Below are 23,011 nucleotides of genomic sequence, written 5' to 3' on the forward strand. Positions count from 1 at the left end.
ACACGCGTCATCGAAACAACTGCCTATTGTCTTCTAATCGTCTCCGGGGTCGAAGTTCATCACGAGCCGCTCTTTCGCGTCCTTCGACGACCCGCGTTTCCCGTTGTTGATGAACCGCTTCTCGTCCCGGTCAAGCACGTAGACATCCTCGAACCCGTCCGGGAGATCCTCGTACGAACAGATCCAATCGCCCTCAAGCCCGGCGAGCCCGTCGACGAGCGCTGAGTGGTCGATCGTGTTCACAAGGTAGTAGTCTTCGTAGCCGACGTACGGCGGGTCACAATAGAACACGGTGTCCTCGCTGTCGTACTTCTCGAAGACGTCGTCCCAGTCGAGGTTCTCGACGACCACGTCTCGGAACCGGTCGGCGAACTCGTCGAGGCGGTCAACCTTGTTCGCATATGAGAGAGCCAGATTCCGGACCTTTGAGGTCCCGAACCCTGACCGCGAGTCGTACTTTCCACCCCACTGCGTGTACCGGAGGTAGAAGAACTGGCCAGCGCGCTCGATCGGGTCGGCCGGCCGGTAGCCGTGGAAGAACTTGTGCGCCCACTCGTCGTAGATCTCCCGCGAGTACGGCGTCCGGTCGAGCCACTCGACCAGTTCCTCGTGGCGGTCGCGGAGGACCTCGAAGAACTGGACGAGGTCGCCATCGCGGTCGTTGTACACCTCGACGTCGCTCGTCTCCGGGCTCTTGTTCGCGAGCACGCCGGCGGCGCCGCCGAACACTTCCACGAAGCAGGTGTGCTCAGGCGTCTGGTCGAGGATCCACGACGCGAACCGACTCTTCCCACCGGGGTAAGGGAAGACGGCGTCGGCCATCACCGATCCCCTTCCAGACGCTCGCCGACAACGCCGGCGACGCGCTCGACCCAGTTGGGGATCACGTCGTCGGGAACGCCGTCGCCGTCGTTGAACGCGCGGACGATCTCCAGCGAGCCGTCGACGATTCGCGCGTCGAGCTCCCAGTTCAGTTCGTTCGCCGCCTCGACCTCGACGCGGAGCGTGTGGTTCGCGTCGACGCTGACGACGACGCCCGCGCTGTACGGGCAGGTGCCGGTCTGGATGCCCTCTCCGACGAGGTCGACGGTGAACTCTTCGGTGCGTGCGCTGCTTCCGTAGACGGGTGGCTTCGAAGCCATACCCTGCGGTGGTCAGTCATTCCTCTTGAGAGTCCCACAGGGTGTTCCAGATGGTTCCGAGTGGTGATAAATCGCAGGACCTAGTGTAATTAGACAAGTTCCGGATGGTGTTCCGGATGATCAACAAGGTTAGTCTGGTCGTACAATATTTCCAACCAATCTGGTGGCTATACACCTAGGTAATTAAGTATAACACTCAGCGAGACGAGGCCTGCGGCGAGGATCAACACGATAAGCAGGATGGGGTTAGCTGAGAAATCCTCATCCTCTGTAGAAGCATAATGGAAGATAGAGAATACAACAAGCAAAGAACCACTGCCAATCATCAAAAAATTGTAGATCCTCCCTGACTGAAGATTGAGCGAAAGAAGGCCACTAATCGCGATACTGGACCCAATTACCAATTGAGAGGCGTCGTATATTGTAAGGTCACGCATGGTGGCAGGTGTAACTCTAATCACTAATACCTTACTTATATTAATAAGATTGGGGAAGAATTTAGTTTACGGTGAATTAGAATAGACCAATATTCACTTTTATATTTTCCATGTTAGAGGGACAAGATTTAATACAAAAAACATTATTTTGTAACACGATGTCTGAAAAGTCATTAGACGTCCCCGGTGAAGACGACGCACAGGCCCTCAATGAACGAATGAAGTCCGGCGGAGGGTGTGCGGAAGCTTGGGAGGCTGCGCAAGAGATGCGGGACGAAAAAAAGAAGAGCAGTAATCGGCGGCAACTTCTAACGGGTATCGGCGCGTCTCTGTTATTCGGTACGAGCCTCACAAAGACCGTTAGTGCGCAGACAGTTAGTGAGTCGAAAAAGCCCGATGTTGAGGTGGAAGAACTGTCTGATGAAGAAAGGACTGGAGCAGTCAAAAAGGCTCTTTCAGACCCTCAAGTTGAGAAAATAGAGAGTAATCTCCGGGACCGTGGGATGAAACAGGATCGCGAGTCCGCTGTGGCACAGAGGGCATCAGGTGAAGAGGGTTCAAAGCTAACTGTTAGAATTCCATACAAGATCCCGAACGATCTCAGTGAGGGGGTTGAGAAGTACGCTGGGATCATCTGGAGTAGCTGGAACGATGGTCTTACACATGGATTTGTGAGTAAACGCGAACTGAAACCTGGTACGCCACTCTCACCCGATGTGAAGGAAGCATTTGAGGAATCAAATGTGAATTATGAATCCGCTGACACCGTCTCTACTGAAGTTTCGTACACTACGATCGGCTCTACAGAAGTAGAATACACGTCTTCCAAGAAGAAGAAAAAAGCAACATTTTCACATTCTGGCTCGGTATCTGAGAATACGGAATCGTTAGTTGTTCCGGTTGAAAAGTCATCATCTGAAGAGGCTTCACAGGAGGGCATCGCAGATTGTCTGTGTACAGCCAGTTTCGGTACCAGCCCGATCACGGCGTGCGCGCCGTGTGGAACCGTCAAACCGGATTGTATCGGGCAAATTGTCTCGAACCTCGGCGCAGAATTGGGCGCGTGCGCTGGTTGTGGGGCTGCCGCTGTAATTACTAGTGGAGGAGCAGTGGCAGCTGCATGTCTTCCTTGTCTTGGCGCGATCGCCGAGTCATTCGGAAGCGGGGAGATTAACAGTCTCTGCTGCTGGTGTAACTTTGGGGGCGAATTCGTCTAAGTATTTCCACAGAAGCTCTTTCCCGTGATCTTTAATTATTTTCAACTTCTGTCGCATTAGCACTCTTTCTCAACATGGATCAGACATTGTCATAGGATATTTTGAGACAGTTTATCCGATTCTCTTGAACTATATCATAGAACTTACCTTTGTGGGCTGAGAAAGTCTGTAGAATTTTTTTCCAGACTTGCTCTCCGTCTCGACGAGCTCGTAGTGTTCCAGCTTCGCCAAGTGTGCGTCTCGGAAGTACCGCAGACTAACCGGATCATCGTGACGCTCGGAGTATCGCTCGTGGAGCTCACGCTGGATCAGCGGTCCATCTTCTTGAAGCACGTCGACGACGACTCGCTGGTGGTCGGTGAGCTTCGAGTACGTCTTCCGCGCGATCTCGCGTTCGGCCTCGGAGATTGAGTCCTCGACGAGCCGCTTCGGGATGTTCGACAGGCCCTCGCTGCTCGCCTTCCGTGCCGCCGCCCGGAGCGTCGTGATCCCCATGCGTGCGTCGCCGTCGGCGAGCCGCGCGATCGCCTCGCAGACCTCGTCGCTCGCTGCGCCGGGACCCAGCCCGGCACGAGCGCGGCGCCGGACGATCTCCGCGATCGTGTCCTCTCCGTACCGATCGAAGGTAACGCGGTAACCGACCGAAACGCGAGAGCGGACGCGCTCGTCGAGGTCGGCGAGTAGGTCGACCTCGTCGTTCGCGATGCCGATCCACGAGAGGCCGCGGAACTCGTGAAGGTCGTAGAGCAGCTCGGTTTCGCGCAGCTGGTCGACCTCGTCGAGGATGACGACGCCGGGGCCGTTGAAATTCCGGTGGACGCGGTCGAGCAGCGTCGACGTCGAAGCCGAGCGCGGGACGGCCGCGCCGACGAGGTCGCGGGAGAGTCGATCGAGGACCGCATTCCGCGTGTAGTCTCGCCAGCAGTTCACGTAGGCGTGCGGGACGTCGAGGATTTCCTGCCGGAGCTCGCGGACGGCCGCCTTCGCGACGGTCGTCTTTCCGGCGCCGGAGGGGCCGAAGAGGAAGCAGTTCTCTGCGCGCTGGCCCTTCTCGATGGGCGCGAGGGCGTCGGTCACCTCGTTCATGTGGCTGTTCCGACCGACGATCGTCGCGGGGAGGTGGTCGTCTTCGAAGACGGAGCCGTCACGTATCACATCAACGACGACTCTCGCGAGGGGATATAAACTGAACCTCGGGTGTTCCGGATGGTTCCGGATGGTGAAAATGAATTTGACTTATATTCCTCTGTCAGCTCAAAATCAGTCGTCCATGATCCGCTTACCTTGTATTTCTAGACGGGCTGGGATAATTTCGGCCTCCGCATAATCCGCGTTAAGAACTCTCAGTAACTTCCAAATGTCAAAGTAATTTTCAACATCTAACGTCAGTTCATCATCATCAAAGTCGTACTCAACATCAACGTCATACTTCACTATCAGATTCTTGACTTCCTCTGGTGTGGCATGTTCTGTAATCTCATTCTCGTGAATTGTGTACAATTTTCTAAGAACACGAATATCACTAACCAACCACTCATCAGTTAGTTTGTCACGAGCGAACTTGATTCCAACATCGTCAAAACGGTCAAACACCTCACTTGCTCTCTCTTCGTACTCGTCACGCATTTCAAACATCTTTTCAAATGACTTTGGGGACCGTACGAATACATCACCATCGTAACTTACAGCATTAATTGAATCTGGAACAATCAAGAGATCCCCAGCAAATTTAGTGTACATCGATTCTTGATATAGCAGCGGAATTCCCTTTTTCGTCTCATCAAAGACAGTGAGCGAACGGTGGTTCTGAATGCCCATGAGAACCTTCTCGCCATCGGTCACCTTGATCAGTTGAAAATCAGGTGGATCATCGCTATCATAACGAATAGATGGATAATCTGTGTCCCTCTCTAGTTCGTTGAACAGGGCAGTGTCTGGGAGACTATCCGTAGGCGAGTGCTGTAAGCTCGCCTCATCAGTAACTGTGTTGATAGCGCTTAGATCTTGGACGGTAAGATCCCCATTGCGAATCCCGTCAACATAATCTGAGAGAGCATTAATTATCAGATCACGGAATTCATTTTGAACTGTAGCTGGGAATTCCATACTCCTCACTTCTGGCCCAGATTCTCGCTTATGTACAAGAAGGTAATCGACATTTGTATTACCTTCCGCAAATTTCCTTGCCGCCTTGACTTTTTCAAGTGCCGATTGTTGATCAGTCATTTTCTGGTGGAATTAGGTATGTGTTTTGTCCCATTGAGATAGTATCAATTCGGTATTGATTTTCATTTGATACCGATTCTGGCTGTTTTAATCTTTTGCTAATATCAACATCTGAAATAACCAGTACAGTCGATATATCTGATTCAATTTCATAGACACGATACCCCATCAATCCCAAGAGTGGATTTATATGTAGCATCTCGGAGTTTAATTGGATAACGGCGAGTATGGCTAGAAAGAATGATAGAATCGCTGTTCCTTGTACGGTACTTGCGTCGAGGCTTACAAAGGCAAATACATAGACCAATAGATAAGAAGACAGCAACTCGTTTCGCTGCCGATAATGATTTACATTAATTCCAGTAGTCTTTAATTTTCTATGTTTTTGAATCACATACCACAAGAACACGTAGAGGATAACCGCAGATAGGAGTGTAGCAACGGTGATCCATGAAATGTTGATTTCAAATACATAACCGCGGGCGGTGATATTCTCAAGAGCAACTGGGGGCCTACTCCACAACTTGATTCCGACGATTACTAAGAGAGGAGCGTATGAACTGGTGAACAGAATGAGCTTCGCCGAACTCCGAAACTCCACCATATCCTAATATAGCCTCAGTTCTGAAACTTATACCTCCTTGTTGTTTCCAAGGGTCTAACCAGTTTCTGTTAGGAAGTATCTACTTAGCGTCGCTGTTTTTCAATTATGTAGCGACGGGCCAGTTCGTCTGAGCCATAGTCTGCATATGGATAAATCAATTAGACCTGCTAGTGGTTGTCAAGAATCCCACAGGATTTATATGATTTCTATGCGAACATTCAGATATGACATCAAGTGGCACTTTCCGACTCGGCCGATTAAAAACAGAGAATGAAGAATTACCTAGCCCGAGCGAACTTGGGGATAGTATCGGAGATGATTTTACTACTCGGTCAGAGGAGGAGGATCCCGTCACTGGGGAGCCGATTGAGTTTGCGGAAAAAGGTCGAAACGTATTCGTTGGCGAGGAATATGCTGAGTACAACTTCTGCTTCTTTACTTACGTGGCAGATACTAACGAGAGCTTCCGGGTCCGTGAGGAGGGAGAAGAGAAAGAAAACAACCAAGTTGTATTGGAAACCGCATGGGTGATCTACTTCGATAACGGTCAATTTGCGTTCCAATCCCGAGACGATATTGCTGACGCATGGATACCGAGATTCATAAAGAAACGATCTGGTATTCAGATAACAGACGATGACTTCACCCTAGATCGGTTAGGGCAAGGCGAACTCAAACACTGGTACGATCAGGCAGACCGTGTCTCCAAGATCAAACTCTCTCAAGACGCTGATTCTACCTCCAGTTTATCTGATTCCGCTGGTGAGATTCGACAATTAGCAGAGATTGCTGAAGGTCTCTCATTCAGTACTGGTCGAGGTAATGATGGCGATCTTAGAGAAGCAAACCTGATTGAGGACGCCACAGAAGCCTTAGAAATTAAGAAAATAAATGTAAAAAAGGGGGACCAGAACATGATAACTGTAAAACAATCTGGCAGAGTAAACATCTCGTGGAATGAGTCAGACTGGGATCAGGAATCTCTCCCACGTAATCGGGGGCAAACAATCCGGAGCAAACTACGGCCCTATCTCCAGTCAATTCGGGACTCCAACTAATGGATAGATTCTACTACTAAGGACCTTGGTAGAGAGTCAAACTCCGAAGATGTAGATCGTCATACTGCCCGGATGGTACAGTTCTTGTGTGATAAGATCCAACACGCCAGATTCTGGTGTTATCATTTAAAAATTTCAGTACGTCCGGGAAGTGATGGAGAGTCGGACGCGATCGGCCTCGAACCCGCCCCGATCACGCCGGGAACCCCACCCGACCCGTACCTTTTTGTCCGGTTGACGCGCCAGCCGGACGCATGAATCTCCAGCCCCACGAGGAACAGGACGGAAAGAAGGTGTGGCTCTCCGAAACCGAGGTCGAGAAGCTCGAAGCGGTCGCCGACGGCACTGAGCAGACGATCGCCTTCGCGCTCGGCGCCCGGTGCGGGCTGCGCTCGGCGGAGATTCTCGACGTCGCCCCGCAGGACGTGGTCGAGACCGACGCGGGCTGGGTGGTCCGAGTCTGGGAGGGGAAGGGAGACAAGTTCCGCGAGACGCCGGCGCCGAGCGACCTCGCGATGCGTATCCAGACGATCGGCGACGTCCGCGACGCGGCGAGCGACGAACCGGTTCTGTCGGTGTCGTCGACGCGGTCGCTCCGACGCTGGCTCCAAGACGCTCGCGAGCAGCTCGCCGAGCAGGAGGACGACATCGGCTGGGAATTCCTCAGTACGCACGATCTCCGACGGACCTGGGCGAGCGCGCTCGCGGACGCGGAGGTAGACCCGCTACTTGTGCTCGACTGGGGTGGTTGGGAGGATCTTGAGACGTTCCTCGAACACTACAACGGGACGTACAGCCCAGCGGCGCAGCGGCGGGCTCGCGAGAAGGTGGCGTGGCTGTAGGAACGAGCCAAATTCTTTAATACGATACCGACGGTACATTCAGTTGCCTACGGGTGGAGACGCCGGCTAAGTGGCGTACTCCACTACTTCAACATCTCGACGAGCTTCGCGGCTGTCCTGATCGTTTCTAGAGTCAGCTTCAGCTCCTGAATCCGGTCGAGACGGGTCGATTCCTCTTCATCGCTGTCGGATTCGGAATCCGACTGGACGTTGTCGTCACTCATCGAGCGGGCTTCCGTGGAAAAGCCGGCTTAACCCTGCCTACGGGTGGAGACGCCGGCTTTCCACAATCAGGCCTTGGGCGGGATCACCTAAAAAGGCACCCGATCGGACCGGTTGTATTAAAAACGTGTTCTGAATCGTAGATCCGGCCCTCTGACAACAGTATAAGACGCTGAGGACGAAGTCGCCGGGGTAGACAGAGCACTCTACTCCCACCTCATTTCTTCGCGTTTGTGTATAAGCGTGAACTCAGAACGAAGAGAATTCAGTCCGCCTGCGACACGCCTCGCCCCACACCGAGATCGAGCGCTCGCTTCGCGGCGAGTCGCTCGACGACTTCGCACTGCGCTAGCTCCGGGAGGTCACCTCCCTCCTCGGGGATCCGAACCACGTAGGTCCGCCGCCCGAGCCGATCGACGTCGAGGTGCTGTTCGTCCGGGAGTTCGCCCTCCTCCAAGAGATCGTCCTTTTCGAGGTCGTCGCGCGGGAGTGTCACGACACCCGATCCGCCATGATTCTGTAGCTTCTGCATAGCAGCGCCGTACTGTCTGGGTCTCTTAAAGGTACCTCTGACATGGACGAAAGGTTGCTTTGTTCCATTTGAGACGAGGGTTCAACCGAAGGGGACATTACAGCCGGTCTATCGTCCGATTCCGGACGATAGACAGAGATGAGCGTTCACGACGGGGTGAAAGAGTCCCCCGATTCCTCCGGTAACTCGGAGGCCGACCGCAGCGAAGTACAGCACTTTCAGGACTGGCAGCACGTCGAGAGCGAATCTGATGTCTGACGGCAAGGTCGCCGTCCGGCAGAATGGCCACGAACACGCCGTCGACGCGCCGCGCCTGAACGACCAGCTCCAAGTCGACCTCGACCATGTGGAGGTCCCGCGCGTGAAGCTCCCGTCCGAGGTCGTCGTCGAGTACCAGGACGGAGACGACGTCCAGGAGGAGACGCTCCAGACGGACGGCGGGGAGACGGTCGACCGAACACACGTCGAGATGGGTGGGTCACAGACCATCAGCGACGATCTCGCGATGTGGGCGATCATCGCGACCGGGGGTCTGCTGATGTCGGCGGGTTATCTGTTCGGCATCGAGGCCAGCGGGTCCGGACTGATCGCAATGGTCGCCGGCGGCCTTCTCGGCTACATAGCGATCCCCTCCTTCTGGAGTGAGCAGCCGTGATAGAGCGCGCCGACCCGGACGGCATCCACCTGAGCGAGGGCGCTCTGAACTACCTGACCGCGTTTCGGCGCCGCTTCCCGCGAGACAATCGATTCGGAAACCACGGACTAGCCGCCGGAAACGGCTCCTTTCAACCGATGACTGACACCGACGACACCGACAGCGACGCACAGACCTACACCAGCGGACACCTCGAGGCGGCCCACTACGCGGCGCCGGGCTCGGTCGCGTGGACGTACCTCGTGAAGACCAACTCCCAGCTCTCGCACAAGGTCGGCCGGCGGGCGTTCATGGCGGCCGCGGGCGCAACGCTCGCCGCCGGGATGGCCGGCGGCGCGGCCGCGCAGAGCGGCGGTGGACAGCTCAACTTCGGCTACGACCTCCTCTCAGACCCGTGGATCACCGCGGACGTGACGGTAGAGACGCACGAGCCCGACTTCGAAGCGTTCGACTACATCGCGGACGACGAATCGGTCGAGTCGCTCGCTGGCGCCACGCTCGCCGACCGTGTGGACGACCAGACGCCGCACAACCCTGTCCGCGTCCGTGCGGACCTCATCGACATCGACGACTACCGCCGGTTCCCCGCAGACCTCACGACGACGGACGGGAACGGCGACGAAGTGGATGCGTCGGCACTGGATTCGGAGTTCTGGACCACCGACGCTTCGGGCAGCACGGGCTCGATCTCCGTTTCCGAGACCGACGACGCCCTCAACATCGCGGCAACCGGGCAGGCTGCGGGCGACACCGCGACGGCGACGTTCTCGGACTTCACAATCTCGGACGGAGAGCAGCGACGCGTCCTCCAGGTGGTCGCCAACGTCAACCAACTCGCAGCGGACGCAGTCGTCTCCGTTCGAGTCGTCGACACCGGCGGGAACGAAGTCGTCGCTACCATCGACTCGTCGGCCGACTCCAGCGCCGACGACGTCATCGCGACCGCTCAGGGGCAGGGGCACATCTTCCAGACTCAGTTCGGAGACATGCCGAACGGGCCGAACCTCGACACGATCGAGGAGGTCATCGTCGACGTATCCGAGGCCGACGCCGACGTGACGTTCCACGGGCTCAACCTCGAGAGCGCGTCGCGGTGGCAGTTCGGGGACCGGGAGCGCGTCAACAGTGACGACGAGCTCGTGACCGAGACCGTCTACGAACAGACCGGCTGGTTCGGGATCACCGAACTCTCGACGCTGTACGACACCGACCGGTTCGCGAACGCTGTCCTCGAGGAGGTTCGGTACGACACCGCGTTCCGCGTCTCCGAGCTCCCGAGCAGCTACGTGGAGTACAAGTTCGAGGACTCGGGCCGGAGCGATTTCGACCGCCGGATGCGGTACGTCTACAACTTCGAGTTCCCGGACGCGTACTCGCTGGACATCACGCTCAACACGTGGTACGACGAGGTGGTCTTCCAGTACCCGTCGGACCGCTACATGGCGATGGAGGTCGCGACCGGGCTCAACGAACAGGTCGCACTCGACGGGACGGACGACATCTCGTGGACGTCTCGCACTTCCACGTACACGAGCGGGAGTCAGGACGACGAAATCGAACTGTCAACCACGCCGTCGTCGGATTCTGTCCTCTCACTCCACGGCGATGTTCTGTACCGTTCCGGTGAGGAAGACACTGCGACATCGGGCGGGGCCATGATGGGCCCGACTGGCCGTGAGGGAGGCGGGCTCCTCTCGACGTGGCTGGGGAAGATCGGTGCGGTCCTCTCGGCACTCGGCCTCGCCGGACTGGCAAACGCGTTCCGGGGGTCGTAGATGGCAGCTTCTGGAAGCAGCGGCGGTGGCGACACCGACTACCTGAGCCGGGCAGACGGCGAGAGCATCAACAGCGGCATCATCAAGGCGATCCTCGCTCCGATCCTCGCGACTGGCTCGGGTGTTGCTATGCTCATCGACTCGGGCCTTCGGTCGTTCTCGGACATCTTCGACATCTTCGGAGACGTTCGAACGCTCGTTGGCGCGTTCTTCACGAGTCCGACCACCGCGCTGGAGATGGCAGCCCAAGCGACTGGGATGTCATCGCAGCAGTTCGGAATACTGGCGATACCCATCGTCATGGCGAGTATCGCACTCGGTCTCGTTCTCGTCGACGTCATCTGGGGCGGCGAGATCCCGATAGTGAGCGCGATCAACCCGCTCTCCTGAGCATGATGGGAACGCCGCAGACCGTCGCGTCCGCGGCGGATGAGAGTGGAGACGCAACTTCGAAGAGGCGAGGTGACCGATGAGCAGCGACGGCCGAACGAGTCTCACATCCGACGACTTTCGGTCCGATGGAAGCATCCAGTGGACCGAGCTTGGAAAGACGCTTCTAACGAGTGTCTGGCTAGCATTGGGTTCGCTCCTCGCCGGTCTGAGCGAGCTCGTGTTCGGCTTGCTGGGTTCGTTCATCGAGTGGCTGTACGGCGGATATGCGACCCTCCTCAGCCTCCCGTTCGAAGGCTGGTCCGGACTGCTCAGAGCCGCTTGGAGAGGCGCTGCCCAGTCGATCGCCGGGTTCGGCCTCGGAGCGTGGTTCGTTGCGATCATCGTCATCGTCGCGTTCTTCTTGCTGGCAGAACGGGCGTTGCGAGTTCTAATCGAAGGGGTACAACCATGAGCAGCGAAGAGGAGGGCGGCGTCCTTCCAGGCTGGGTGATCACTCTGACCACCGCGGGACTGGGTGGGACAGTCGTCTCTTTCGCACAGAATCCGGAGACGTTCGTCTACGCCATCTTCGTCGACGGCGCCCTTGCCGGGTGGTCATGGCTACTCGATAACGTGTTCGGACGGCTGTACTGGCTTGCCGAGCTCTTGCTGGTTGACGGGATTGCGGTCCCGCTCAGCCGAGGGGCCAACACGGCCGGCTCAGCCCTCTACGGCGCGCTGATATCGCTTCAGACGTGGGCCGAAGGCGGGATGATGAGCCTCGGTATCGCGGCGCCGTTCGCGCTCGTGATTTCGTGGCTGATCATCGCCACGATCGTCGCGGTAATCTCCCAGCTGCTCTGGGGACTCATCGAGACGTACCTGCCCGTCGACTCGGTCTCCGGAGCACTGCGGTCTCTCTGGTCGGCGATCGCCGGAGGTGATGAGGCGTGAGCAACCTCAAAGATGCGATTCTCGGAGGTGGTGCTGGTCTCGTCGCACTCGACGGACTGTGGAGTGGCTTGGACCTCGCCTTCGCGTTCGCCGATGTTGCGTACGTCCCTCTCTCGGTGGCGTTCGGGACGCTCGCGCCGAATGTCGACTTCATCTCGCAAGAGACGCTCCAGCCAGTGATGGTGTTCGTCGCGCTGCTGTACGTGTCGAACCTCCTGATAACGCGGATACAGCGCTACAGAAACGGAGATTCTGATGACTAACAACACAACGGTACGAACGGAGAACGGTTCTCGGCTCCTCGAGGAGCTGAACAACAGCCTACGGTCCCCCGGAGGTGGAGGACCGTGCTAGCACAGATATCGCTGTTCGGAGTCGAGATGTCGCCACTGCTGTGGGGGCTACTCGCCGTCTCGGTCATCTCGCTAATCGGTCTGCGAGCCGCCCGAGAAGAGGGCTCCGACCCGAACCGACTCGAATCGGTCGCGTGGGGGCTGACGCTCGCGATGCTCTCGTACGTCATGTACGTCTCGTACACGGCGTCCGACGTCGCCGGCGTTGCGCAGTGGATCGTAGCGGGACAGGGCCGCGTGTGGGTCGGCATCGGGTTCGTCACCTGGGCCGGCTACATCTGGCAGCAGACCGCCGGTGAGGTTGACAACCGCCGGGACATGGTTGAAACCCTTCGAGAGCGTGTGACGCGCCCGATGCTGGCTATTGGGGGCATCATCTCGACGGTCCTCATCACGGCGCTGGTCGGTCTCTCGACCTTCGCGGCTGTGGCGGGGGACATCCTCGGGTTCGTGTTCGGTGCGTTCGCGTCCGAGCCCGGATTCGGTGCCGCGGTGGTAACGACGATCGGCGGGTGGATCTCCTTCGGGGGTTCGGTCCCGCTGATCGACCCGTTCATCCCCGCGTGGGCTCGCGGTGTCTCGCCCATCGGATGGCTCGGGTTCGCCGGTCTGGTCATCATCATCGCACTGTCGTTCCGGTCGCAGAACTTCCGGCAGGCACTGATGGGGAGGGCAAACTGATGACGGCACCCTACCGACTCCGGGACGGCATCGGCGACTGGAAGGCGATGGCTGGACTCTTAGCGGTCGTCGTCTGCGCGGCTGCGCTCGGCCTCTTCCCGGCTGTCGTCGAGGACTACGGCGTGTTCACACTCGTGTACATCGCCTTCTTCACCGTGCTGCTCTTGGTGAACATGGACACGACAGACCAGCGGCTCCGGGAGGTGAGTCCCCCGTGAGCACCCAGGAGTCCATACAGATTGACGCCCCACCGGGCCAGTCGGTGGACTTCGAGCACCTTGCTCGTGTCGTCGTCTCGGACTCCAGCGTCAATTTCCTCACCGTGAGGTACCTCAGCGGGCTCACGCTCGAGCTCGCGTCAACGAAGGTGGGGACGGCGCTGAACATCGCTGGCCTCGAACCAGCGTACCCGACGTGCCTCCACGCACTCGCAGAGAAGCTGTTCGGGACTCCGAAGAGCGAGAAGGCTCACGAAGACATCGTCGCATCCGTCGAAGACGTCAGAGGCTGCTCGGTGAGCGAGACCGGTCGCACGTGGGTGGAAATCGAACCGATGGCTCGGAACCCTCTCGACCTAGCGAAAAAGCTCAGACGAGTCGCGGAGGCACTCGACTGCCAGACGATCGTGTCGGTCTCGCGGAGGTCGCTCTGATGTTCATCAACATCGACGGGACGGCAGTCGCGATCGGCGTCGTCCTCGTGCTCGCCGCGTTGATCTTACTCTTCCCGGGCCGGACCGGGGAACTCGTCGAGAGCGCTCGCCTGACGCTCGGCCGGGCTCTGACTCCGGGAACCGTTACGGGGGTGAGCGGGTAGATGCGTCGGCGATGGGTACTCGTCGGCGTCGTTGCGCTCGCCCTCGTTGCCAGCGCTGGTCTCGTCGTGAGCGCTCAGTCCGATGGCGCGAACACATCCGACCTCACGCTCTCGGAACTCCAGGAAGACGGGACAAGCTACTCGAACTCCCCTGAGTCCATCCGCATCTCCGGCGAGGAGATGTACTGGTTGATCCACTGGCCGGCCGGCATCTCGGGAAATCCGGGCGACCCCAGCGACAACTACTGGCGATACCTGTCGCCCGATACCGTCGTCGACCGGAACTCGGTGTGGATTCGGTCGATCAACACCGATGAGCCGAAGGACCTCACCGTCACCGTGGCGACGTACGATATCGCCGAGCGAGAGGTCTACAACGACCGGACGAACACGACGACCACCGAGCAGTACGCGGTGAACGTCACGACGAAAGACCGGAACGTGACCATCAGCCGCGGCTGGGCGATCGAAGAGATACCGCTCGGTCAGTCCGACGGGCACGATGAGGTTACGGTGTGGGTCCAGAACGACGAAGGAAACCCCAGCGAAGAGCTCCGGTGGACGTTCGAGCACAAATCGGTCGCGACGACACAGGGTCTGCCGTTCAGCTCCTGGGGCGGGCTGCTCCAGTGGTCGATGGTCATCTTCGTGATACCACTCGGAATCGGTGGCGTCGTTGAGCTCGCTGGCTCGAAACGACTCATCGACCGGACCGCGAAGGGGATCGGATGGGGTTACGGCGCGTGGACCGCGCTCTTCGCCGTCGTCGGCGCGATCATCGTCGCCTCGTTCTGGGGCAACATCGCGGACCTTCTCGTCGATTACCCGTGGGTGATGGTCCTGTACGTCCTCCTGTTCCTGGGCGCGCTGATGCTCGAAACGTTCGAGCAGCACACGAAGCGCGTCCGGTTCGAGCGCGACGAACTCCGGGAGACAACGACGCCCTCCGATGAGGTCGGCGTCGACGTCCTCGGTTCCGATGAGAAGACCCTCACGGTCATCGACAAGCCGGACGAACCCGCAAGGGTCGCCTCTGACGGCCTGATGGCGTTCCTCGCCCGAGCGGCGACTGGGAAGGCCGCACGACTCCGGACCGTCGACCCCGGTCACGACGACGCCGATCTACATGGCGAGACCGACACTTGGAAGGACCCGCTCCGCTGTCAGAGCGAGGTCCGAAAGGGGAACGTCGACATGCGAGCGTTCGTCCATCCGATGTCGCCCCAGGTGGTCGACTACGAACCAGAAGGCTGGGACTTCTCGATGCCCGAGCTCTCGGACGCGGACGACTACACCAAGTTCGCGTCGAAGCTCGCTCTCACGCTTCTGGCCGCAGGAGTCGCTTGGTGGCTCTCCATTGGCCTCCTCTCGGTTGCGGCGATCGTCGTCGGCGCCGCGTGGATCGGCCTCCGACCGCGGGAAGGTTACGCGCGCGTCTGGGCGGCACCGGTTCACTACCGAAGCGCCCGCGCGACCGCGTTCCACCTCGCTGAGGAGACAGACGCCGGCGAGACGATTGAGGAGGAGCGGGAGATGCGCCTCCAGACGGAGATCTCTCGCGAGAGCGATGTCCTCGAGGCCGTCGACGACCGGGACTCGACGCTCATCCACGGCCAGTTCGCGCCTGAAGATGAGCGGCCGTCCTCTGTCGACGGTGGGAAGACGTCGGACCGCAAGAAGCCGCGAGCGAACGGTCATGGAGGTGACGATGAGTAGCGCTGATGAGGAGAGCTCGGTTCCGGACTCGGTCCGGCCGTCTCTCGTGAAGCTCACCGATGACCTCGCTACCGAGAGAAACCGGCTACTGACCGGGTTCGAGAGCCGGCGTGAGGTCCTCGAATGGGCCCAGCGGCTCACCGTCCGGACGATGGGGCGGCTCCCGACGCAGTGGTACACCGACCTCGCAGAGCAGTTCAGAGGCGTTTCCGAGAGCGACCACGAGCGGGTCCTCCTGTCGGTGCTGCTGACCGAGAAGCGCCGTTCGAGGGACCTCCACCCGGACGCCGTCGAGGGCGTTCGCGGGCGGATGGCCGGAGTGATCATGCGCCAGGCGCACCACCGGGCGTTCAGGTACCTGCGCGTCGACGCGAACGAGTACACGGACACGGAGGAGAGCGCACACGACCCGGCGAAGCAGCGGTATATCGCGATGCGCCCCGCCCTCGATGAACTCGATGAGAAGCAGTGCGCCACGCTCTCCCAGCTGCTCGAAGGCTTCCGGACTCGGCAGTCGATCATCCGCTGGGGCGACGACCTCGACCTCGCCACGCACGGGCAGGTGAGCGAGGAGTTCCTCACCCGGTGCTTCTCTGAGGACTCCACGGTAGAGAACCTGCTCTGTGCGGACCACACGGCGGCAGAGAGAGGCCGGGAGTTGTTCGCCGCGGCCTATCTGCTCCCCGCGTTCCACGCGGGCGTGCGGGACCTGACCGGGTTCTCTGGCGAGTCGGCCGACGAAGAGGGACAGGGCGGTCTGTCCCGTGACGACGTTCCGATGGGGTAGTTCCGATGGACCGATTCACCGACGACATCCACACGCTGTTCGACGCACGGTATCGAGACGCAATCGAGCGCCTCGAGGAGAGGTACGCCGAGTCGACGTACCCAGAACACCTCGGCCTCGACGTCCAGTGGGACGACCTCGCCGACGTCAACGAAGATGTCGCGAAGATGGTACTCCGGAGCCCGGACACCGGGCAAGACACGCTCGAAGAGGCGCTACGCGAGTACGACCACACGGAGAAGAAGCTCCTCCAGGCGTCGGTCCGCGTCGAGGAGCTCCCCGAGTGGGCGACGTACACGGTTGGCGAAGCGAGGAAGGGCGACATCAACCGTCTCATCGGGCTACACGGTCAAATCACCAAGCGGACCGAGGTGAAGCCGAAGCTCGAGGAGGCGGCGTTCGAATGCCATCGCTGCGGGACGATGACCTACATCCCGCAGGGGTGGGCGACTATCCGCGAGCCGTACGAGTGCCAGGGCTGCGAGAATAAGGGCCCGTGGCGGCTCGTGGAGTCACAGTCTGAGTGGGTCGACCATCAGGTCGTCCAACTCCAGCAACCGCCCGAGGACGCCCGCGGGGGCGTCACGGCGTCGATAAACGCCCACCTCACTGAAGGACTGACTGACCGAATCGAGTCGGGTGACCGCGTCACGCTCAACGGCGTGTTCAAACCCGTGCGCGTGAAGAGCAAGACCCGACACGACACGGTGCTACTCGGCCGCTCGGTGGAGATTGAGGAAACGGTCTCCGACGAAGTCAACGCCGACGAGTCCGTGGATGAGGTCCTCGAGCTCGCAAACAGTGACGACCCGTACGCGGTGCTCGTGAACAGCATCGCGCCGGACCACAAAGGCGACGTCCACCTTAAGGAGGCGATGGCGCTTCAGCTGTTCAGCGGCTGGCGGCGCACGGCTCCGAGTGGGTCGTTCCACCGCGGCTCCATCCACATGCTCTGGCTCGGAGACCCCGGCACGGGGAAGACCGGGCTGATGGACGCCGGCGAAGAGCTCGCGCCTCGGTCGGCGATGACCGACGGGACCGGGAGCTCCGAAGCTGGCCTCACCGCGTCGATGACGAAGGACGACTTCGGCGACGGTGACGAGTGGACGATCGCCGCCGGCACGATCGTCCGGGCCAGCGGTGGACTGGCGATCGTCGACGAAATCGACAAGGGTGACGTGAGCGACCTCGACGCGCTCCACACCGCCCTCGAGTCGCAGAAGGTCCTCGTGTCGAAGGCGGGCCGCCACGCCCATCTGGACGCGAACACCTCACTCCTCGCAGCGGGCAACCCGACCGGCGGGCACTTCGACCCGACGAAGGAGTTCGTCGACCAGATAGAGCTGAAGAGCCCGCTGCTCTCCCGGTTCGACCTCATCTACACGGTGAGAGAGAAGAACGACGACGAGCTCGTTCGGGACATCTCTCGGCACATGGTTGACTCGCGGACCGCCGCGGGCAAACACGCGCTAGGGATGGAACTCACCGAAGAGGAGCGTGAGCAGGTGGAGCCGGGACAGGACCCGGAGCTCATCAGTCAGTGGATCGCCTACGCTCGCGAGAACTGTCACCCGCTCCCCACGGAGGAGGCGAAGGACCGGATGGTGGAGTACTACACCGACCTGAAGGTCTCGCTCCCGGAGCGGTACGACGGCGCCGAGGAGGACGACTACGACGGCCCGCCGCTGCCGGTGACGGCGCGGAAGCAGATGGCGCTGTTCCGCCTCGCGGAGGCGAGCGCGCGCATCCGGCTGTCGGACACGATCACCGTCGACGACGTCGAGCGGGTCATCCCGAAGGTTGACCGCTCGCTCGCCGACATCGGCATCGCCCCCGAGGGCGCGTCTCTCGGCGAAGTTCGCGACGACGTTGACGTTGCGGAGGTTGGAGTCTGATGTCTACGCAAACTAACAATGGAACCCCGCCAACGGGGAACGACTGGGGAGAGCGGACGCAGCAAGCCCAAGAGCTTCGCTGCGGGACCGCGCCCGCCGACTGGGAAACGGACGCTTACGAAATCGGTCAGAAGTTCGGTATCAAGCCTTTCGACGTCGAGGACTACCTCGAATCGTCGAAGTTCGCACAGATGTGCTACCCGGACGCGATCATCCACGAGCGCGACCCGACGCTCACGAAGAGCACGAAGGGGACTGACGTCCTCTTCAAAGGGGACCGCGACTCCGGGAAGACGACCAAGGCGCTGTGGCTGTCGAAGCGCCTGATGGAACGCGGCGAGCGCGTCCTCTGGCGCGGTCGCTACGACGGCTCGGGGTGGCTCGCGTTCAAGCACTGGGCCACCGTCTGGCTCCCCTCGAACGCTAGGGCCGAGACCACGTGGATGGAGGAGGGGGAGGGCGCCGAGCTCTCCGACGTCGACGACCTGGAATCGGTTGTCCGGACCGTCCGGTACTACGACGACGTCTACGATCTCCTCGACCAGCTGGGTGAGACGCCCCAAGGAACGTTCAACGTCATCTACCCGGACCCATCGTTCTCTGGCTGCGAGGAAGCGACTGAGGGGCTGGAGAACGTCGCCGGGAAGCTCCCGTTCGTCCCCGAGTGGGAGGCCGACGAGAAGGACGCGACGCCGCTGATCCACTGGTGGTTCGGCTTCTGGTTCGCTCGGAAGGAGCACGGACCGTTCGTCTGGATGAGCCTCATCTTCGACGAGGTGGGCGACTGGCTCGAAGAAGGAGCGACACAGGAGACCAGCCGCCTCTACGACAAGATCAAGTCGCTACGGAAGGTGTGGGCGGCCTCGAGGAAGCGCCTGATGTCGATGTACTTCTTCGCTCACAAGGAGAAGAACGTTCACTGGATGGTCCGCGAGGAGTTCAAGTGGCGGGTCCACATGCCTGACGGGTCACCGAACCCCCGGATGAAGGTCCGATCCTCGCTTCCTCAAGGGTTTGACAAGGTCAAGATGGTCGGAGACCTGATGAGCGACATGAAGGTGGGGGTCGGCCTCATCTATACCCAGAACGAGTTTGCGATGTTCCGGTGGGACGACATCCCCGAGGAACCGGAAGATGAGCGGCGCTGGCTGTCAGTGAAGCTCCTCCCGCCCGAGGGAGCCTTCGAAGATGATGACGGCCAGGAAGGTGCCAGCCAGCAGCTGGAGTTCGACGAGGACCTCTTCACGCACTGGGAGAACGCGACCCAAGAGCGACTCATCGTCAATCAGCCCGGCTCCGGGTACGTCGACGTGGTGAACGCGGACCTGAGTGAGGGGGTAGAGTCCCCGATCTCCGGGCTGGAGTTCGTCGACGTCGACGAGGACAGTGAGGTAGCAGAGGTGCTGATGAAGAACGTCGAGACTGACGAGAAGATCGTCGTTGCTCGGCTGCCGACTGCGAGCTCGAAGCCTGGGGTCGGCGGCCGGAGTGAGGTGGGAGCATGAGCGGTATCCGGTCCAAACTCTCAGATTTCCGAGACGCCTCCCGCGCGCGCGTTTCAGGACTTGGAATCAGACGGGGGGGCCCATCCCAGGAACGGATCGGCGCGGTCGCTCTCACTCTCGTCATTCTCGTTTCGATGCTCGCGATGCCGCTCGGCGCTGCCGTCGCGACGGCCCAGAGCGGGCCGAGTGGGATGGTCGCTCTCGGTCCTGATCAGGTTGATGAGGACCTCCCGAGCGACGCGGACCTACCCATCCGCGCGAGCGACCTCGAGGGCGAGGTGTACGCGTCCGACCACGCGGGCTCGCTCCAAATCACGGTCACGACGCCTGAGCGTGCGAGCGACTACATGGGCCCGAATGCGAACGTGGTTGCTGACGACGAGATCGCGATTGTACTGGCCGACGACACGGTCCACGAGGGACGCGATGTCGCTGTCGACCTCAACGTCCTCGAGGCTGGCGTCGGCTACGTCCCGGACGTAGCGTACGGCGTCCACGACTCCGGCGAGGAGTGGCAGTCGCCGATCGAGCAGGAGGACGGCGTGGGGCGATTCTACGTGCCGGAGTTCTCCTCGAACTCGGTCACGTTCAGCGGCGGAATCGAGCTCACCGGGAGCGCCGCTGCGGACGGGACAAACTACCGGTACGAACTGGATAACTTGAACGGTGTCGAGGACTACTCGATCAATTTGACGGGCATCAATAACACCGCTTCGGAGGTCAAGACGACGACTGCCACCGGTGGCGACTCGATTTCAATTGATGTCGGAGGTAACACAGCCCCAGAAAATGAAACCGTCACACTCACCGGCAAATCGGAGACGAACACCCGCACGGTTTCGGGGACCAACAATGGTGGAACGACAACAGAGCAAATTGACGTAGACGGGACCGAAGCGCCGTCAAATGCGGAAATAACGTTTGCTCATAACTCCGGTGATGGAGAGTATGAGCCATCGGATAGGAAATATTATGTAGATCAGCAGAAAGACCGCCTCCAAGATACGTATGTTATGGATTGGTCAGACGAAGCCGGACAAGAGCCACCAGCAGTTATCCAAGAGTTTGAGACTTATATCTACGCGAGTGACGGGGAATCTATCGAGACAGAGGTCTACCTAGCGAACGGCGACACGGACCCCTTTGCCAACGGTGAGAAAGTGGGGGCACTCACCGGAAACGTTGTTCAGGGTGAGAGTACCCACTTCAGCTTGTCCGGGTTTAATTTTGAAACCACAGGAGAGACGGTTTCTGTTGGTCTTAGAGAGGTTGACTCCATCAGTGATAACGACCTAAAACTCGGATATAACGATTATAGATTTTCCAAGCCATATTTCATCCGAATCTCGCAGAACACCGCCGAGGTGTCCGTAACAGACGATTCGGGGACTTCTACATATACGACACCGGCTGACGGGCAGGAGACAAAGAATATCGATATATCGAGATCGACAGATTCCGTAGAAGTATCTGGTGCGACTTCGGAAAGTCTGGACTACGACATCTCATGGACAGAAACCTCGGTCACGACAGACCCATCAATTGAGATCGCAGGGACCACTGTATCCCACTCAGGAAAGCTCTCGGGTGGCGAAACTGTCACCGAGTCTGTCACCCTTTCTACGGGCTCGAATGGCGCAGACGTGTCGGTTACTGGACCGGTTGGCGTTTCTGTGTCATGGACGGAGGTCAGTCGGACGCGCGATCCCGTCGTGGAGGTTAACGGATACGAGACTGAATATAACGGTGTCCTGAGCGAGGGTGAGACGACCTCGCTCGCGACGAACGAGGCGTGGCTCCAGGAGGGCACCAACAACGTGACCGTCCGGACGAACACGCCCTCGAACGGCCCCGAGTCGCTGGTCGACATGACCTACAGCCACGACGCCTCCGGGGTCACGAAGTCGGTGGACGCCGAGGCGACCTCGTGGACCGAGTCGTTCAACGTTTCGCACACGTTCCCGTCCGCGGTCGCCGATGCAGACGCGACCCTCACCTTCGATGAGCAGGTCGCGGAGATACACGACGTCGAGTACCGAACCAATGGGGGCAGCTGGCAGACACCGCCCGATTACGAGCTCAACGGGACCGACCTCCACGTCGGTCTCGGAGACGTCGAGGCGGACACAGAGATCGACGTCCGGGCGACCGGCCACAAGGTGCGCGCGTACGACGGGGCGGTGAAGGTCACCGAGCCGACCGTCGAAGGCGACGACCTCTCCACCGAGGTCGAGATCACCGATATCAACCCGGACGGGATGTTCGGCCTGCGCGTCGACGAGACCGTTCTGGGCGACCGGCTCCACTACGCCAGCGAGGAGTCGTGGACAGGTGAGTCTGCCTACGCGAGTATCACGTCCACCGGGACGCAGATTCTTCGCGCTCCGGATGCCAACGAGGGATCGACAATGCGCGTCTCGACGGCACCCGTCTCAGTGTCACCATCTAGCGGTGCTATCGAGGCAGAAGTCGAAGACGGAAGCGAGCCGACGTTCTCGCTGAGGAAGGGCAACACGACTGGTTCCGACCGTATCGAGGTGACGTACTACAACACGGTGACCGGAGACCGCTACGTTCTCTGGTCCGAGACTCGTGAGGTTGAGGTCGATGCTGATCGCGCTCAGTCCCCAGTGAGCTTCGTTACTGACGGCTCCTCGGAGACCTACAGCATCCTCCAACGGGACTCCAGCGTGGGACCGAACCCTCCGCCTGGACCGACGGAGACCGAGGACGTGTTCCCGCTGCTACTCGCGTTCGGTGGCATCGGGGGCGTCCTCGTTGGGTCAACACTCGTGAGCCGGCGCTTCAACATCGGAGGATGGCTCCTGCCGGTAACGGCGACGTCGCTGACGGCCGTCGCGATTCAGGTTCTGGCTCCGGGGTCACCGCTGCTCCGCGTCGCCCAGCTGGCATCGGAGTCGAACGCGGTGACGATCGCTGCGGTCGCCGCACTGCTCATCGGCATGTGGCAGCTGGACGAACGGACGCAGGGAAGCGTTCCGTGGTACGTTAGAGGCATCATCGGCGTCCTCTCGGTCGTGTGGGCGCTTGAGACCATCTCTCCGGGCGTCATCCTCGGTGGGCTGCGCTCCGGCGTCGAGTCGATGGGGCCGGTCATCGTCATCGTGATCGTCGGCGGGGGCGCGTACCTGGTCCGCGAGTGGATACAGGCACGGCGCGCTCCGGACACCGTCGTCGAATTCCAAGCGGGGAATCAGTAGG

Annotated in this window: 26 protein-coding genes; 18 read left to right on the forward strand and 8 right to left on the reverse strand. The window is 59.7% G+C overall.

Going from position 1 to position 23,011, the window contains the following annotated elements:
- Nucleotides 1-33: 33 nt before the first annotated feature.
- The 3 genes from NAF06_RS09885 to NAF06_RS09895 all read right to left on the reverse strand — a co-directional run bounded on the left by NAF06_RS09885 (nt 34) and on the right by NAF06_RS09895 (nt 1,579).
- Nucleotides 34-822 (reverse strand): DNA adenine methylase, encoded by a 789-nt coding sequence (locus NAF06_RS09885; RefSeq protein ID WP_008583763.1) that lies wholly within the window; start codon nt 820-822, stop codon nt 34-36.
- Entirely contained in the window at nt 822-1,142 is a 321-nt protein-coding gene (locus tag NAF06_RS09890) for a hypothetical protein (RefSeq protein ID WP_251106155.1), read from the reverse strand. Before NAF06_RS09890 ends, NAF06_RS09885 begins: the two co-directional genes overlap by 1 nt.
- A gap of 167 nt (nt 1,143-1,309) precedes the next feature.
- Nucleotides 1,310-1,579 (reverse strand): hypothetical protein, encoded by a 270-nt coding sequence (locus tag NAF06_RS09895; RefSeq protein ID WP_251106156.1) that lies wholly within the window; start codon nt 1,577-1,579, stop codon nt 1,310-1,312.
- 158 nt (nt 1,580-1,737) lie between these two features.
- On the opposite strand from NAF06_RS09895, the gene NAF06_RS09900 reads away from it, so the two are divergent.
- Nucleotides 1,738-2,796, forward strand: a complete 1,059-nt coding sequence (locus tag NAF06_RS09900) for a hypothetical protein (protein ID WP_008583759.1) — start codon at nt 1,738-1,740, stop codon at nt 2,794-2,796.
- A gap of 129 nt (nt 2,797-2,925) precedes the next feature.
- On the opposite strand, the gene NAF06_RS09905 is transcribed toward NAF06_RS09900, so the two are convergent.
- From NAF06_RS09905 to NAF06_RS09915, 3 genes are all read right to left on the reverse strand, one after another.
- Nucleotides 2,926-3,882, reverse strand: a complete 957-nt coding sequence (locus NAF06_RS09905) for a Cdc6/Cdc18 family protein (protein WP_049908744.1) — start codon at nt 3,880-3,882, stop codon at nt 2,926-2,928.
- Between the two features lie 174 nt (nt 3,883-4,056).
- Entirely contained in the window at nt 4,057-5,022 is a 966-nt protein-coding gene (locus NAF06_RS09910; protein ID WP_080507138.1) for a Kiwa anti-phage protein KwaB-like domain-containing protein, read from the reverse strand.
- Complete coding sequence (locus tag NAF06_RS09915; protein WP_152418736.1) at nt 5,015-5,626, reverse strand: hypothetical protein; 612 nt, start codon at nt 5,624-5,626, stop codon at nt 5,015-5,017. Before NAF06_RS09915 ends, NAF06_RS09910 begins: the two co-directional genes overlap by 8 nt.
- Before the next feature lie 224 nt (nt 5,627-5,850).
- Between NAF06_RS09915 and NAF06_RS09920 the strand changes: the two genes are divergently transcribed.
- Both NAF06_RS09920 and NAF06_RS09925 read left to right on the forward strand, forming a co-directional pair.
- Nucleotides 5,851-6,684 carry a hypothetical protein gene (locus tag NAF06_RS09920; protein ID WP_080507137.1) on the forward strand — a complete coding sequence of 278 codons (834 nt, stop codon included), beginning with the start codon at nt 5,851-5,853 and terminating at the stop codon, nt 6,682-6,684.
- Nucleotides 6,685-6,938: 254 nt separating this feature from the next.
- Nucleotides 6,939-7,526: a tyrosine-type recombinase/integrase gene (locus NAF06_RS09925; protein WP_008583754.1), complete on the forward strand. Its 588-nt coding sequence runs from the start codon at nt 6,939-6,941 to the stop codon at nt 7,524-7,526.
- Nucleotides 7,527-7,609: 83 nt separating this feature from the next.
- Here the strand turns inward: NAF06_RS09925 and NAF06_RS09930 are convergent, their stop codons facing one another.
- Nucleotides 7,610-7,750 carry a hypothetical protein gene (locus NAF06_RS09930; protein ID WP_160162872.1) on the reverse strand — a complete coding sequence of 47 codons (141 nt, stop codon included), beginning with the start codon at nt 7,748-7,750 and terminating at the stop codon, nt 7,610-7,612.
- Nucleotides 7,751-8,013: 263 nt separating this feature from the next.
- Complete coding sequence (locus NAF06_RS09935) at nt 8,014-8,244, reverse strand: DUF8053 family protein (RefSeq protein ID WP_008583752.1); 231 nt, start codon at nt 8,242-8,244, stop codon at nt 8,014-8,016.
- Nucleotides 8,245-8,530: 286 nt separating this feature from the next.
- Here NAF06_RS09935 and NAF06_RS09940 point away from each other — a divergent pair, with 286 nt between their 5' ends.
- The 15 genes from NAF06_RS09940 to NAF06_RS10010 all read left to right on the forward strand — a co-directional run bounded on the left by NAF06_RS09940 (nt 8,531) and on the right by NAF06_RS10010 (nt 23,010).
- The gene (locus NAF06_RS09940; RefSeq protein WP_008583749.1) at nt 8,531-8,935 is read left to right on the forward strand and encodes a hypothetical protein; all 405 of its coding nucleotides are present in this window, start codon (nt 8,531-8,533) and stop codon (nt 8,933-8,935) included.
- Nucleotides 8,936-9,072: 137 nt separating this feature from the next.
- Complete coding sequence (locus NAF06_RS09945; RefSeq protein ID WP_239638712.1) at nt 9,073-10,710, forward strand: hypothetical protein; 1,638 nt, start codon at nt 9,073-9,075, stop codon at nt 10,708-10,710.
- Nucleotides 10,711-11,100, forward strand: a complete 390-nt coding sequence (locus NAF06_RS09950; RefSeq protein WP_008583745.1) for a hypothetical protein — start codon at nt 10,711-10,713, stop codon at nt 11,098-11,100.
- A 79-nt stretch (nt 11,101-11,179) separates the two neighbouring features.
- Nucleotides 11,180-11,554 (forward strand): hypothetical protein, encoded by a 375-nt coding sequence (locus tag NAF06_RS09955; RefSeq protein ID WP_008583743.1) that lies wholly within the window; start codon nt 11,180-11,182, stop codon nt 11,552-11,554.
- Entirely contained in the window at nt 11,551-12,036 is a 486-nt protein-coding gene (locus NAF06_RS09960; RefSeq protein ID WP_008583741.1) for a hypothetical protein, read from the forward strand. The genes NAF06_RS09955 and NAF06_RS09960 overlap by 4 nt, the downstream gene beginning before the upstream one ends.
- Nucleotides 12,033-12,299: a hypothetical protein gene (locus tag NAF06_RS09965; RefSeq protein WP_008583740.1), complete on the forward strand. Its 267-nt coding sequence runs from the start codon at nt 12,033-12,035 to the stop codon at nt 12,297-12,299. Before NAF06_RS09960 ends, NAF06_RS09965 begins: the two co-directional genes overlap by 4 nt.
- An 84-nt stretch (nt 12,300-12,383) precedes the next feature.
- The gene (locus tag NAF06_RS09970; RefSeq protein ID WP_239638711.1) at nt 12,384-13,070 is read left to right on the forward strand and encodes a hypothetical protein; all 687 of its coding nucleotides are present in this window, start codon (nt 12,384-12,386) and stop codon (nt 13,068-13,070) included.
- Nucleotides 13,070-13,288 carry a hypothetical protein gene (locus NAF06_RS09975; protein ID WP_008583737.1) on the forward strand — a complete coding sequence of 73 codons (219 nt, stop codon included), beginning with the start codon at nt 13,070-13,072 and terminating at the stop codon, nt 13,286-13,288. The genes NAF06_RS09970 and NAF06_RS09975 overlap by 1 nt, the downstream gene beginning before the upstream one ends.
- On the forward strand, nt 13,285-13,722 hold the full coding sequence (locus NAF06_RS09980; protein ID WP_008583735.1) for a hypothetical protein: 438 nt from the start codon (nt 13,285-13,287) through the stop codon (nt 13,720-13,722). The genes NAF06_RS09975 and NAF06_RS09980 overlap by 4 nt, the downstream gene beginning before the upstream one ends.
- The gene (locus NAF06_RS09985) at nt 13,722-13,886 is read left to right on the forward strand and encodes a hypothetical protein (protein WP_160162871.1); all 165 of its coding nucleotides are present in this window, start codon (nt 13,722-13,724) and stop codon (nt 13,884-13,886) included. Before NAF06_RS09980 ends, NAF06_RS09985 begins: the two co-directional genes overlap by 1 nt.
- A complete protein-coding gene (locus NAF06_RS09990; RefSeq protein WP_049908740.1) occupies nt 13,887-15,602 on the forward strand; it encodes an APC family permease in 1,716 nt (571 codons plus the stop codon). It begins immediately after the preceding gene.
- Nucleotides 15,583-16,389 carry a hypothetical protein gene (locus NAF06_RS09995; RefSeq protein ID WP_008583730.1) on the forward strand — a complete coding sequence of 269 codons (807 nt, stop codon included), beginning with the start codon at nt 15,583-15,585 and terminating at the stop codon, nt 16,387-16,389. The genes NAF06_RS09990 and NAF06_RS09995 overlap by 20 nt, the downstream gene beginning before the upstream one ends.
- Before the next feature lie 5 nt (nt 16,390-16,394).
- On the forward strand, nt 16,395-18,284 hold the full coding sequence (locus NAF06_RS10000; RefSeq protein ID WP_008583729.1) for an ATP-binding protein: 1,890 nt from the start codon (nt 16,395-16,397) through the stop codon (nt 18,282-18,284).
- Nucleotides 18,284-19,789 carry a hypothetical protein gene (locus NAF06_RS10005; protein WP_049908739.1) on the forward strand — a complete coding sequence of 502 codons (1,506 nt, stop codon included), beginning with the start codon at nt 18,284-18,286 and terminating at the stop codon, nt 19,787-19,789. Before NAF06_RS10000 ends, NAF06_RS10005 begins: the two co-directional genes overlap by 1 nt.
- Nucleotides 19,786-23,010 carry a hypothetical protein gene (locus NAF06_RS10010; RefSeq protein ID WP_152418735.1) on the forward strand — a complete coding sequence of 1,075 codons (3,225 nt, stop codon included), beginning with the start codon at nt 19,786-19,788 and terminating at the stop codon, nt 23,008-23,010. Before NAF06_RS10005 ends, NAF06_RS10010 begins: the two co-directional genes overlap by 4 nt.
- Nucleotide 23,011: the final 1 nt, after the last annotated feature.

Origin of the sequence: Halorubrum hochsteinianum, from assembly GCF_023702125.1 — an archaeon.
In the GTDB taxonomy this organism is placed as follows: domain Archaea; phylum Halobacteriota; class Halobacteria; order Halobacteriales; family Haloferacaceae; genus Halorubrum; species Halorubrum hochsteinianum.